Origin of the sequence: Arthrobacter oryzae, assembly GCF_031454875.1 — a bacterium.
In the GTDB taxonomy this organism is placed as follows: domain Bacteria; phylum Actinomycetota; class Actinomycetes; order Actinomycetales; family Micrococcaceae; genus Arthrobacter; species Arthrobacter oryzae_D.
Window position 1 is genome coordinate 1 of the sequence record NZ_JAVDRQ010000016.1, and the last position, 12,923, is coordinate 12,923.

A 12,923-nucleotide genomic window follows, 5' to 3' on the forward strand; every position below is an offset into this window, starting at 1 on the left:
GCCCTTACTTTCTCGTACCGGGACACGGGTGCGTGGCACCGTAACTGCACGTATTTGGGGTGCCGCGGCGGGGCTAGTGCCGGTATAAACGCGGGGGGGCCGGTCACCTGAGGTGACCGGCCGCCGTCGTATGCGGTGCTTTTATTACTTGGCTGCTTCGAGCAGCTCGGCGCGGACCGTCCTGGTGGCCGCGACGAGGTTGCGCAGGGACTCTTCGGTCTCGGCGTAGCCGCGGGTCTTCAGGCCGCAGTCCGGGTTGACCCAGAGCTGGCGGGACGGAACGTGCTTGACGGCGGTGCTGAGCAGCTCGGTGACTTCCTGCTCGCCCGGGACGCGCGGCGAGTGGATGTCGTAGACGCCCGGGCCGACGCCGCGGCCGAAGCCGTGGGACTCGAGGTCGTGGACAACCTCCATGCGTGAACGCGCGGCCTCGATGGAGGTGACGTCAGCGTCCAGTCCGTCGATGGCGTCGATGATGGCGCCGAATTCGGAGTAGCACAGGTGCGTGTGGATCTGGGTGGCGTCAGCCGCACCGGCGGTGGACAGTCGGAACGAGTTGACTGACCAGTCCAGGTAGGAGGCCTGGTCGGCCTTGCGCAGCGGCAGGAGCTCGCGCAGGGCGGGCTCGTCCACCTGGATGACCTTGATGCCGGCGGCTTCGAGGTCGGCGATCTCGTCGCGCAGGGCCAAGCCAACCTGGTTCGCGGTCTCGCCCAGCGGCTGGTCGTCGCGGACGAAGGACCAGGCCAGGATCGTGACAGGACCGGTGAGCATGCCCTTCATCGGCTTGTTGGTCAGGGACTGTGCGTACTTGGCCCATTCAACCGTGATGGGGGCGCTGCGGGTGACGTCGCCCCAGAGGATGGACGGACGCGTGCAGCGGGAGCCATAGGACTGCACCCAGCCGTGGACCGTGACGTCGAAGCCTTCGAGGTTCTCGGCGAAGTACTGGACCATGTCGTTGCGCTCGGGCTCGCCGTGCACCAGGACGTCGTAGCCGAGCTCTTCCTGCAGCTCCACGACGCGCTTGATCTCGTCCTTCATGAGCTTCTCGTACTGCTCGTTGGTGAGGTCGCCCTTGTTGTTGCGGGCACGGGCCGAGCGGATTTCGGAGGTCTGCGGGAACGAGCCGATGGTGGTGGTGGGCAGCGGCGGCAGGTGCAGGGCCTCTTCCTGTGCGGCTTCGCGGACCGAGTACTCGGAGCGGTTGAAGTCGGCCGGGGTCAGGGCTGCGGTCCGGGCCCGGACGTCGGCGCGCTGGACGCCCTCGGCGGCGGCGCGGGAGGCGATGACGCGGGAAGCCTCGTCGATGGCCGGCTGTACGGCGGCGGCGTCGGTCAGAACGCCGGCCAGGGTGACAACTTCCACTGCCTTCTGGTCGGCGAAGGCCAGCCAGCTGCGGAGCTGCGCGGACAGCTGTGCCTCCTCCTCGACGTCGTGCGGGACGTGCTGGGTGGACGTGGAGGTGCTGACGGCCAGCTTGGCGACGGACTTCTTCAGCTCGGCGATCTTGTCCGCAGACGCGGCGAGGTCGTTGCGCCAGATGTTGTGGCCGTCCACGACGCCGGCAACCAGGGTCTTGCTGCCCAGCGCGGCGAGTGCTGCTGCGGAGGGGACAGCGCCCTTGAAGACGTCGATGTGCAGGGCGTCGATGTTGGTGGCCGCGAGGGTGCCGAGCTGGCCGTTCAGTGCACCGTACGGGGTGGAAACGAACAGCTGCGGGCGACGGGCAGCCGCGGACAGGACCTCGTAGGAGCGGGCAACCGCTGCCTGGATCTCCTGTTCCGGGGTGTCCTGGTCCACCACGAGGGCGGGCTCGTCCAGCTGGACCCAGCTGGCGCCGGCGGCGGCGAGCTTCTCCAGCAGCGCGGTGTAGACCGGCAGGACGTCCTCGAGGCGGGAGAGCGGGCTGAAGCCGGCCGGGGCGTCGTCGGAAGCCTTGCTCAGCAGCAGGAAGGTGACCGGGCCCACGATGTACGGGCGGGTCTCCACACCGTTGGCGAGGGCGTATTCGAATTCTTCAACGATGCGGTTGGAGGCCAGCGTGAAGTTGGTTTCGGGGCCGATTTCCGGCACAAGGTAGTGGTAGTTGGTGTCGAACCACTTGGTCATTTCCAGCGGCTGCTGGTCCTTGGTTCCGCGGGCCAGGGTGAAGTAGCCGTCGATGTCCAGCTGACCCTCGGCGTTGAGGAGGTTGCCGAAACGGGCCGGGACGGCGCCGAGGTGGGCGGCGGCGTCGAGCACCTGGTCGTAGTAGGAGAAGGTCCCCGGAACGGCTGCGGCTTCGGTCAGGCCCAGGCCCTGCAGGCGCTTTGCGGTGCCCAGCTGGATCTCCTTGGCGGCCGCGTCAAGCGCGGCGGCGTCGATCTTGCCGGCCCAGTAGGCTTCGACGGCCTTCTTCAGCTCACGGCGGCGGCCGATGCGCGGGTAGCCCAGGATCGAGGCGGACGGGAACGGAGTGGTCACGGCCTGGGTGTTCTGCTCAGTCATGTGAAATTCCTTGGATGTGTTGGTAAAAATCATGGGTGATTGCTGTTCGAATGCGATGGTGCCGACGCTAAAGGCGCCAGCGCTGAAAAGTGCGGCGGCAAAGGTGCGGCGGTTTCGGGCGGTTAGGAAGCGCGGAGGCGCTCTCAGCTCGCCATTTCCTGATGGCGGCGGGCAATGGCGCTGAGCCGGCTCGCCGGACGGGCCGGCCGCGGCAGGGCCAGCTTGTCCAGGACCTCCAGCGCACAGGCATGTTCGTTGAAGGTGTACAGGTGGATTCCCGGTGCACCGGCGTCCAGGGCGGCGTTGGCCAGGTCCACCGTGGCGCGGACGCCGATCAGGCGGCGTTCCGCGTCGGTGTCCGCGGCAGCCAGTCGTGCCATCAGTTCCGGGGCGGGTTCGACGCCGGTCAGCTCACCCAGGCGGGTCAGCCGGCGCACGCTGGTCAACGGCATGACGCCCGGAATGATCGGGATCGTCACCCCGGCCCGGCGTGCCCTCGTGATGAGGTCGGCGTATTGCTCGGTCTGGAAGAACACCTGGGTGATGGCGAAGTCGGCGCCGGAGCGCTGCTTGGCAAGCAGCACCTCGACGTCGTGGGCCTCAGTGGGTGATTCCGGGTGCCGGGTGGGATACGCGGCCACGCCGACGGCCACCTTGCCGGCGCACAGCAGGGCCGAACGGCGCTGCTCCACACGGCGGATCAGCTCAATGAGATCCTGTGCGTAACGCAGGGAGCCCCTGGCGGGGGTCCCGCCGTCCTTGGGCTGGTCACCGCGGAGCGCCAGGATGCCCCGGACGCCGACGTCGAGCAGTTCACCGATGATCTCGGACAGCTCCTGCGGGGTGTTGCCCACACACGTCAGGTGTGCCAGCGGGCGGAGCGTCGTCTCCAGCAGGAGCCGGTTAATGAGTTCGACGGCGGTGTCCCGGTTGGAGCCGCTGGCGCCGTACGTCACGGACACGTAGTCCGGATCCGTGGATTCCAGCTCGCGGATGGTGGTCCAAAGCGATTCGGCGGCAGCCGGGGAGCGCGGCGGGAACAGCTCATAGGAGAGGGCCACCGGGGCAGTCTCGGAGAGGTTCGGGTGTGTGTCAATGAGGCTAGGTGGAGACATTTGCGTCCTTGGCTTTGAGCCATTGGCGGCAGCTGCGCCTCAGTCCATGGGACCTCGGAAACGCCTCACCGTCAATGAATTTGAGTTTGGGGAACACGGAATGAACTCCGGCAGGGCGCAGCCGCGACTGTTACGCCTGACAAGAAGTTTTCCGTGAGCAAATGTCAGGCCCACATGGGGGCACCCACACCCTCCTTGCGGCCGCGGGGCGGCACATCCAACGCGGAGGATCGCTGACACGTTACGTCGGTAACTTGTATAAGACTCTAGGGCCGCGCCCCGGAGCGTTCAAGCTGGCCGCCGAATTAAGACGCACCTTTACGCCCTGTTGCGTCACGGCATAGAACATTCTTCGCCCAGAAACCCCAAATCGACGAGCGCCCCGGGATCCATCTGCGGACTGCCCGCCGATTCCGGTCTTTCCGGTCCCCGGCTACCAGGGTTTTTCGGCCCCGGTTTCGGAGTCGCTTCCGTTCAAATATTCGTCCCGCTGCCGGCCGTCGTTCCGCTCGCGCTGCGCGGACTTGGCCGACTCCTCCAGCTTGTCCAGCTGGCTCTGCTGCGGTTCGGGGTCGGGCTGCGGCTGCTCATCGGCGCCATCGCCGGGTTGGGCTTCAGGGCTTGCCAGCTTGTCCGCTTTCGACTGCAGCCGCTGTTCGGCCTCCCGCAGCCCGTCCCCTTCACCATCGGCCCCGTTGGCGCCGTCCTGGCTGCCTTCCGCGCTGAAGCACCCGGGCGGGGCGGCCTTGACCACGGCCAGGCCGTCGTCATAGAGTTTGGCGGCCTCCGGGCCGGCACCCCCGGGCTCAACAGCCTGGTCAGCCAGCCGTTCGATGCTCAGGACGAGGTTGACGCGTACCTTGCACTCATCGGACGGCGGCGCGTCAGCGAGGGATGCCTCGAAGAGTGCGCGGGCGCCGGCATAGTCCGCGCTCAGCACCAGCGCATCGCCAGCGGCAAAGGGCGCCTTGTGCCGTTCCACGATATTCGCGACCCCCAGCCCGGATGCCGCAGACGCGACGGAAGCCTGGTCGCCGCTGCCGAAGGCCCCGGCAGCCTGGCCGCCCAGATAGCCGACGCTCAACAGCTTGACTGCGAGCGCCACGGCAGCCAGCACGGGCACAGCGGACACCAGCAGCAGGCGGTGCCGTAGCTGCAATCCCTGATGCGGCCTTACCCGGTACGGCTTCCCCTGCTGCGGCGGCGTGGGCGGGAACGGTTCCCCGTTCATACGCGGACCTCCTCCTTCGAAGGTTTGAGCTGCCTTAGCTGCCGCAGCACCTTGAGGCTCTCCCAGAGGGCAAGGACGAACGCGGCCAGTGCCGGCGCCCAGTAGAGTTCCACGCGGCCCTCGAGGGACTCGGACGTTTCCTTCAACGCTCCGGGCCTGGCCGCCTGCATCATCGGGTCCACCGAATCCCCTGACGCGCGATGCACGTACGGCACACCGAGTTGCGCTGCGATCTCCTGCAGGGCGGTCTCGTCAATTCGGGACACGGCATCGCCGGCGTTTCCGCCGCTGCGGTCTTGGATGTAATCGGTGCCCGCGGCAGACGAGTAGTTGGCTTTCTCCTTCATGCGGCCGCCCTGCGCGGTGCCATAACCAAGCACTGCGCCGCCGTTTACCAGGGCAGCATCCACACGCATTGGTTCAGGGGCCCTACCGCTGGTCTGCTCGCCGTCGCCGAGGTAGTAGACGATCCTGGCCCGCTCAGGGTGGCTGTCCCGGGCTGCCTTCAGCCGTTCGTTAAGCACCGTCCGGGCAACCGTCACACTGCTCCCCGTGGAATACACGGTGACCTGGGGCTCCAGGACAGCGGTCAGGGTTTCCAGCGCGGAGGCATCCGTGGTCAGCGGCATCCGGACGACGGCCTGGGAGTCGAATGTGATCAGGGAAAACCTGGCTCCCGCGAGCTCCCCGGCTATGGCCATGATGTCCTTCCGCACGCCGTCGAGCCGGGGGCTGCCGTTCCCGTAGTCCTCGGCTGCGATGCTGCTGGTGGTGTCCACGACAAAAAAGACGTTCAGGTCGGCGGCGGCGGTCCGGACGCTGCCGCCGGAGACACCGGGCCGGAGGGCAGCCAACAGCAGCAGGGCTACAAGTCCCGCAGGCAGTAATGAACTCCGGAGTCCGTTGCGGGCTCCGGCCCGGACGGCGGTCCACGACGTGAAAACGACGACGGAGACAAGAACGGGCAGCATGACCCACCAGGGCCAGATCGGCTGGAAGGTCATGGCCTCAGCCTCCAGGATGCGCCGGCCAGCACCAGACCGGAAAGCAAGGCGATTCCCAGCGGGACCTCGGCGCGGTCCGCTACGGCCGCCTGCGGGGCCGCCTTGAAGGCCGTGGCCTCCGTGGACTGGACTTTGCGGATGATGTCCTGCACAGCTTCCGGGCTGTCCAGCGGGTAGTACGCCCCGCCCGTCCCTTCGGCAGCGGTCCGCAGCTGGGCGCCGGGCTGTTCCCTGTCCGTCCCGTAGTCGTAGTCTCCGGGGTTGAGGGCATAGACGCGGACCTCATTCTCCTTGGCCAGCACCGCCGCTTCCTCGAGGGTGAAGATGGGATCGCCCGAGACGAAATTGTCGGTCGCCAGGATCACGGAACGCGACCGTTCCGCCGTGCCGGCCGTTCCTGCCTCCGCACCGCCCTCGGCTGCTGGGAAGCCCTGCACGCAGGAGGCCAGCCCGTCACCGATCAGCGAGGAGCCGGCGCCGTTCCAGGTGCCGTCCAGGAAGCCGGAGCTGCCGGATGCCCCGTCGAACGCTTCTTTGGCAACCGCAAGCTGTTCCTGTACGTAGTCATAGTCATCCGTCAGCGGAAAGACCTGCACGGCGCTGCTGTCGAAGACAGTCAGGCCGATCCGTTCGCCGTCGAATCCCTGTGCCAGCCGGGCGAAGACTTCCACTACTGCCGCGTCGGCGCTGCTCATGGATCCGGACGCGTCGAGGCACAGGACGATGTCGCGGTTGCGCTGCTCGGGGCTTACAGTGCTGCGCTCCGCCGGGCGTGCTGCCGCCACCACTGCCGCTGCCATCAGAACTCCCCCGGAGACCGCGGCAACGGTGAGCCAGCGGCGGTGTCGGCGGACCGCGGCCTGGTACTCGGGCAGCTCGGTGAGCCGGTGGCCGTGCGCCACAGGTCTCCGGACGGAACCGCCACTCTCCCGCTTCCGGGCCACCCAGTAGGTCACGACGGCGACGGCTAGGGCCGCCGGAATCATCCACCAGAAGATCAGTTCCATGTCCTCACCACTTCCCGGGCCGTTTCCGCAGCGGCCGCGACGGAGCTGTGGGGTTCGGTGTCCCGGGGTTCAGTGTCCCGGGGTTCCGGGCCGAATTCCGCCGGATAGAGCCTCCTGATGGCCGCCGCAGCCGCCGGAATGCCCTGCCGGTGAAGTTCAGCGAGGGTCATGCGCGGAGCGTCGATCCCGGCAATGTCGCGGACAAAGTTCCTGATGAGCAGGCTCAGCTCCTGGTGCGAGGCGCGCGCCGACAACCGTCCGGCTTCGGCGTCGTCTGCCACCGCATCGATGCGGCGCAGGTAGTCCAGCTTGAGGCTGGAAGGATCCCACTGCGGCCCGAACGGAGCGGCAGGCACCGCACGCCTCCGTTGCCGGGTGCTCAGGAAAACGAAGGCGAGCCAGGCGGCCACGAGGAACAGCAGGCCCAGGCCGGCCCAGGGCAACCACGCGCTGTACGTCAGCGGTGCATAGAAGCCCGAATCATTTTCCACGGCGGTGCCGTTCCAACAGGGTGAACACGGCAGGCATCACGTCATGGCTGCTGCCCGCGTGGACGTGGGCAATGCCCAGTCGGCGCAGCACGGCCTCCCGGGCGGCGTCGCGCTGTCCCTGCGCCGCTGTGTAGGCACGGATGACCGCCTCTGACGCAGCCAGCCGGCCGGGAAGGAGGCGGGAGTCCGCGACGTCGTAACGGTCGGCGGGTTGGATGGCAGCAGCGTCCTGTAGCCCTGCCGCCTGTGACACGGGTTCCCGTAACCTGTCAGTGCCGGTCCCGGCCAGCTGCGCGTCCCGGACCGTCAGCCAAAGCACCTCGTGCTGGGCCCGGAGCCGGCGAAGTAGCCGCTCCATCCCGGCGTCGGGCACCAGTTCATCGGCCACGACAAAGAGCAGCATGCGCTGACCGTAGTTGCGTGCCACATAGGACAGCTGTTCGACGATACTGCTGCGGGGCGAGGTCAGGGCCGTCCCCCCGTCGACAGTCCGCAAAAGCCGTTCGAGGTGGGCCTCACCGGCCTTTGCGGGCAAGGAACGGGTGCCCGTGGCGTCACCGCAGACCAGGCCGACGACGTCGCCGTGGCGCTGGGCAAGGTACCCGACCACGCCCAGAGCCATGACGGCTATGTCCTTCTTTTCCTCGCCGCCAAGCGCGGAGGCGGCCATGTTGCGGCCGGTATCGGTGATCAGCAGCACGGTCTGCCGTCGCACCGCAACATAACGCTTGATGAGCGGGGATCCGTGCCGGGCGGACGCCTTCCAGTCGATGTCGCGGACTTCGTCTCCGGGGATGTAGGCCCTCAGGTCGTCAAAGTCCAGGCTGCGGCCCTTGAAGACCGAACCGTACTCGCCATCGAGCATTCCCCGGGCCTTGCGATGGGCGAAGATCGACATCTTCGATTTCACCCGGGTCAGGAGGCTGGACATACGGGCGCGCTCAGGGGGTCTGGACGGATGCCACGATGGCATCGATGACGGTCTCGACGGGAACCTGCTCCGCCACGGCTTCGAAGCCAAGGATGATCCTGTGCCGGAGCACACGGTGTGCCAGCGCCTTCACGTCCTCGGGGATCACGTGGTCGCGGCCGTTCAGGAGGGCCACGGCGCGGGCGGCCTGGCTGAAGGCGATGCTGGCGCGAGGGCTGGCACCGAATTCGATGAAGCCCGCCAGGCGGGCGTCGATGTACTGGGCTGCGTTGCGGGTGACGAACACCAGCCCCACGATGTACCTGACGATCGCCGGGTCGATGTAGACGCGCTTGACCAGTTCCTGCACCTCCGAGACGGCCTCCAGCGAAGCGGCGGCGGCAGGGCGCTGTTCGTCGGTAAAGACGCCGGAATCGATCCGGCGGATGATCTCTGCCTCTTCCGCCGGAGTGGGGTAGTCCAGGACGTCCTTGAGCATAAAACGGTCCATCTGTGCCTCGGGGAGCAGGTAAGTGCCCTCCTGCTCGATGGGGTTCTGGGTGGCCAGCACCAGGAACGGGGTCGGCAGGCGGTGCACCACCCCACCGATGGACGTCTGACGTTCCTGCATCGCTTCGAGCATGGCGCTCTGTGTTTTGGCGCTGGAGCGGTTGATCTCGTCCAGGAGCACGATGTTGGCATGGACCGGACCAAGCTGCGTGACGAATGTCCCCTTGGCCGCATCGTAGATCTGCGTGCCGACGATGTCGCTGGGCAGCAGGTCCGGGGTGCACTGGATCCTTCGGAATTCCGCGCTGACGGACTCCGCCACGGTCTGCGCGGCGGTGGTCTTCGCCAGCCCGGGGACGCTTTCGAGCAGGATGTGCCCGCCCGTCATGAGTCCCACCAGCAGCGATTCACGGAGCCTGGCCTGCCCCACGACCTTCGCGTCGAAGCTGCGCGAGATGTTGGCCATGACCTGCTGTGCCCGGGCCAATTCCGCCGCTTCGATCCGGACGGCGGCCGTAGTCTGAAGCACTGAAGAGTCCCCCTGGTTGCTGTTCATGACCGGCCGCTGCTGCTGCCGGTTTGCGTGGAGGTCGCAAGCGTCCGCCACGGGCCATACTATCCAAGCCGCGGACGGGGGTTTCCACAATGGGGACCCCTCCCCATGGGGGCCGGGCGGGACTATCCTGATGTGATGATCCAGCTTCCAGCCAGTTACCAGGAGTATCTCGCCGGCAAGAGCGAGAGTTTCATCAACACCATCCGGCCGATTCTCATGCAGTCGGCGGCGGACCAGTTGCATGGTGTGCGGGTCGTTTACAACCCCGGCTCCACCGGCCACCAGGCGCACCTGGACGACGCGATCCCGTTCGGAACCGTGGTCGAAGACATCGACTGACAGGTTAGCCCTTCATCGCCCCGGACAGCGCAAACGATCCCGCGGATCCGCGCGCCACCAGCACGTAGAGGACCAGGACCGGAACCGAATACAGGATCGAGAACGCGGCCAGCTGGCCGTAGGCTATTGCGCCGTGCTGTCCGAAGAAGCTGAAGATCGAAACGGACGCGGGCTGCTTGGACGGGGACAGCAGCAGTACGAAGGGCACAAAGAAGTTGCCCCAGGTCTGGATGAACACAAAGATGAACACCACTCCCAGGCCCTGGCGCATGAGCGGCAGCACCACCGTGCGCAGCGCCGTGAGCCCGGAAGCTCCGTCCACCCACGCGGCTTCCTCCAGCGAAACAGGCACCGCGTCCATGAAATTCTTGGTCATCCAGATGGCCATGGGCAGGGCTGTTGCCGCCAGGAAGAAGACCGTGGCAGGCATCGAATCCAGCAGCCGCAGCTGGACGAACAGGCCGTAGACGGGAACCATGATGGCTGTCACCGGGAGGCAGGTGCCGCACAGGATTGAATACAGGAACGGCCGGTGGAACCGCGACTCGAAACGGGACAGCGGGTAGGCGGCCAGCACGGCAGCCACCAGTGTCACCGTTGCCGTCCCGGCTGAGAGCAGCAGGCTGTTCCAGAGCGGCCTGATCAGCAGCTCCGGAGTGAGTACGGCAGCAAAGTTGGTGAGCGAGGCACTGGCCGGCAGCTCTGTCTGGTACCCGGCCTTCGTGTCCAGCGAGGCGAAAATCAGCCACAGCAACGGCAGCACGAAGCAGGCACCGATCAGGAGCAGGGCCGCGTCCGCCGGGGCCCGGGCACGGCGCCGCCCCGGTGAGGTCACTCCCCCGTACGGTGCCCTCCTGGCGGCCCGTTCCGCCGTCGTCATCTCCTGTCCCCCTTGAGCAGCCGGACGTAGGCGATCCCGAATACCAGGCCCAGGACAATGAGCACCGAGGCGATGGCCGTACCGTAGCCGATGTCGCCGAACTTGAAGGCTTCCTGGTAGGCCAGGACCGGCAACGTGGTACTGGCGTTGGACGGCCCGCCGGCTGTCATCACCCAGATCAGCGTGAACACCGCCAGCGTCTGCAGGGTGACGAGCATCAGGTTCGTGGCGATGCTGGATTTGATCAGTGGAAGGGTGATGAACACCAGGCGCTGCCAACCCGATGCGCCGTCCATGAGGGCGGCCTCGGAAATGTCGCGGGGCACCTCGGCCAGGGCCGCCCGGTACACCAGCATGGAGAACGCGGTGCCGCGCCAGATGTTGGCCAGCACCACGGCCACCATGGGGAACGCATAGAGCCAGTCGGCACCCGCCAGCCCTGCACCGCCCAGCAGCTGGTTCAGTGTCCCGTCCTTGCTGAAATACGCGTAGGCGGCGAAAGCGGCAACGATCTCGGGAAGGACCCAGGCCGCCACCACGGCCGTGCCCACCACGGCGGACACCGTCCTGCGGGCGCGGGTCATGAGACCGGCGATGAGCAGTCCCAGCAGGTTCTGGCCCACAATCGCGGAAGCTACGACAAAGATCATCGTCAGAACCACCGCAGCCGGGAACGCCGCGTCGCTAAACAGGCGCGCGTAGTTCTCAAGGCCCGTCCAGGCCGGATTCCTGGCGTTGCGGCCAGTAAGGGCGGCGTTCGTGAACGACGCGTGGAAGGACCAAAGGACAGGCGCCGCCAGGAAAAGGAGGATCAGCAGGACGGACGGCACCATCGGCAGCAGCCGGAGCTGCTGCCGGACATCTTTGCGTGGAGCCATGCGCTACTTCTGCAGGACCTTGGCGTCACCCACCTGGTCCTTGACTGTCTTGTCGTACTGCGCGGCCGCCTCCTGCGGCGAGAGGGCACCGGTGATCACGGCTTCCGTGGCAACCTGCACCGCGGCGGAGATCCGCGGGTAGTCGGCTGTGGCAGGCCGGTAATGGGTGACGGCGACCAGTTCGGACACGTCCTTCACGAACGGGTTGGCGGCCAGGTAGTCGGGTTCGGAGGCCACGTCCGTGCGTACCGCAATCTGGGAACTGGCCACGGTGAACGACAGCGAGTTCTTCTTATTCATTGCCTCGGTGAGGAACTTGAACGCCAGGTCCGGATTCTTGGAGTCCGCCCCGACGGCCAGGGTCCAGCCGCCGGACATGCTAACGCCGCCCGGCTCCTGCCCCCGCTGCGTGGGGAACCTTGCAACACCCATGTCCTCCGTGTAGCCGGCCCATTCGTAGCTGCCGCCCTTCTGCCAGAACGACGGCGTGTAGGACCCTTCAACGGTGGCCCCCATTTTGCCCTGCGGCAGCCATTCGCCGAAGACCTTCTTCCAGACGTTGGCATCAAGTGCCTCGGCCGGGGTGACAGCCAGTTTTTCGTCGTAGAGGGTCTTCAGGAAGGCCAGCGAATCCGTGAATCCCTGCGAGCCGACGACCCATTTCTTCTCCTGCTGGTCATACAGTTCGGTGTCAGTGCCGTAGAGAAGCTCGTAGAAGCTCTGCATGACGGTGCCTTCACCGGTGGCTTTGCCGGCATACATGTTGAACGGGACAAGGTCCGGGTCTGCGGCCTTCATTTTGCGCGCGGCCTCGAGGATGTCGTCCCAGCTCCGGGGCTGCCATGGAACGGCAATGCCGGCTTTCTCCAGGACTTTTTTGTTGTACCAGATGGCACGGGTGTCAGTTCCGAGGGGCACGGCGTAGATGCCGCCGTCGTCTCCGGTGCCGGCAGCTTTGGCCGCATCGTTGAACAGCTTCCAGTCGTCCCATTTCTCAAGGTAGCCGTCCAGTTTCAGGAGGTATCCGGCGTCGACGTCGGACCTCACTTTGAACGTGTCCTCGTAAAAGACGTCCGGGGCGGTCTCCGCCGATCTGAGGGCCAGCGACAGCTTGGTGCCGTAATCGTCGTCGTTGGCCTCGATGGGCTGCAGCTCCACGGTGGTGCCCTGGTTGGCAGCTTCGAAGTCCTTCTTCGCGTCCTTGAACAGGGTGTCGAGGGCAGAAAACGAATCGGTTTTTTGGTAGACGATCTTCAAGGTCCGGTTTTCGGCCGCCGGCTGTTCCGCGGAACAGGCCGCGGTTGCCAGCAGGGCTGCCGCGGATAACAGCGCGACAAGAATGCTGGCCGGTCGCAATTTGGCCGGGCCCGATAAGCCAGGGCGGTATTTGGCAGGCGGAAATGTGGCAGGGCGGTGCATGACGCTCCTATCTTCGAGCGGCTGCAGCCCCCAATAATCTCCAGCTGGCCCCAGCCTGTATGCAATTTCAGGTTAATACTGGCCACTGACACC

The 12,923-nt window shown here is 66.3% G+C and carries 12 protein-coding genes; 1 reads left to right on the forward strand and 11 read right to left on the reverse strand.

The genetic code is table 11. The features are described from left to right. Positions 1 to 144: 144 nt before the first annotated feature. The 8 genes from metE to J2805_RS21875 form a co-directional block, all read right to left on the reverse strand. Complete coding sequence (gene metE / locus J2805_RS21840) at positions 145 to 2,490, reverse strand: 5-methyltetrahydropteroyltriglutamate--homocysteine S-methyltransferase (RefSeq protein ID WP_309980070.1); 2,346 nt, start codon at positions 2,488 to 2,490, stop codon at positions 145 to 147. 143 nt (positions 2,491 to 2,633) lie between these two features. Further along, positions 2,634 to 3,605, reverse strand: a complete 972-nt coding sequence (locus J2805_RS21845) for a methylenetetrahydrofolate reductase (RefSeq protein WP_309980072.1) — start codon at positions 3,603 to 3,605, stop codon at positions 2,634 to 2,636. A gap of 433 nt (positions 3,606 to 4,038) precedes the next feature. Next, positions 4,039 to 4,836 carry a hypothetical protein gene (locus tag J2805_RS21850; RefSeq protein WP_309980074.1) on the reverse strand — a complete coding sequence of 266 codons (798 nt, stop codon included), beginning with the start codon at positions 4,834 to 4,836 and terminating at the stop codon, positions 4,039 to 4,041. Further along, positions 4,833 to 5,840: a vWA domain-containing protein gene (locus J2805_RS21855; RefSeq protein WP_309980076.1), complete on the reverse strand. Its 1,008-nt coding sequence runs from the start codon at positions 5,838 to 5,840 to the stop codon at positions 4,833 to 4,835. Before J2805_RS21855 ends, J2805_RS21850 begins: the two co-directional genes overlap by 4 nt. Continuing rightward, complete coding sequence (locus J2805_RS21860; RefSeq protein ID WP_309980078.1) at positions 5,837 to 6,847, reverse strand: vWA domain-containing protein; 1,011 nt, start codon at positions 6,845 to 6,847, stop codon at positions 5,837 to 5,839. Before J2805_RS21860 ends, J2805_RS21855 begins: the two co-directional genes overlap by 4 nt. Then, positions 6,838 to 7,338, reverse strand: coding sequence for a hypothetical protein (locus J2805_RS21865; protein WP_309980080.1), 501 nt, complete (start codon positions 7,336 to 7,338; stop codon positions 6,838 to 6,840). Before J2805_RS21865 ends, J2805_RS21860 begins: the two co-directional genes overlap by 10 nt. Further along, positions 7,328 to 8,269, reverse strand: coding sequence for a DUF58 domain-containing protein (locus J2805_RS21870; RefSeq protein WP_309980081.1), 942 nt, complete (start codon positions 8,267 to 8,269; stop codon positions 7,328 to 7,330). The genes J2805_RS21865 and J2805_RS21870 overlap by 11 nt, the downstream gene beginning before the upstream one ends. Positions 8,270 to 8,279: 10 nt before the next feature. Further along, positions 8,280 to 9,287, reverse strand: coding sequence for an AAA family ATPase (locus tag J2805_RS21875; RefSeq protein WP_309980223.1), 1,008 nt, complete (start codon positions 9,285 to 9,287; stop codon positions 8,280 to 8,282). A 162-nt stretch (positions 9,288 to 9,449) separates the two neighbouring features. Here J2805_RS21875 and J2805_RS21880 point away from each other — a divergent pair, with 162 nt between their 5' ends. Beyond that, complete coding sequence (locus J2805_RS21880) at positions 9,450 to 9,653, forward strand: hypothetical protein (RefSeq protein WP_309980083.1); 204 nt, start codon at positions 9,450 to 9,452, stop codon at positions 9,651 to 9,653. Between the two features lie 4 nt (positions 9,654 to 9,657). On the opposite strand, the gene J2805_RS21885 is transcribed toward J2805_RS21880, so the two are convergent. The 3 genes from J2805_RS21885 to J2805_RS21895 are packed head-to-tail and all read right to left on the reverse strand — an operon-like array spanning position 9,658 to position 12,830. Next, positions 9,658 to 10,533, reverse strand: a complete 876-nt coding sequence (locus J2805_RS21885; RefSeq protein ID WP_309980086.1) for a carbohydrate ABC transporter permease — start codon at positions 10,531 to 10,533, stop codon at positions 9,658 to 9,660. Then, a complete protein-coding gene (locus J2805_RS21890; RefSeq protein ID WP_309980088.1) occupies positions 10,530 to 11,411 on the reverse strand; it encodes a carbohydrate ABC transporter permease in 882 nt (293 codons plus the stop codon). Before J2805_RS21890 ends, J2805_RS21885 begins: the two co-directional genes overlap by 4 nt. Positions 11,412 to 11,414: 3 nt before the next feature. Continuing rightward, positions 11,415 to 12,830: an extracellular solute-binding protein gene (locus J2805_RS21895; protein WP_309980090.1), complete on the reverse strand. Its 1,416-nt coding sequence runs from the start codon at positions 12,828 to 12,830 to the stop codon at positions 11,415 to 11,417. Positions 12,831 to 12,923: the final 93 nt, after the last annotated feature.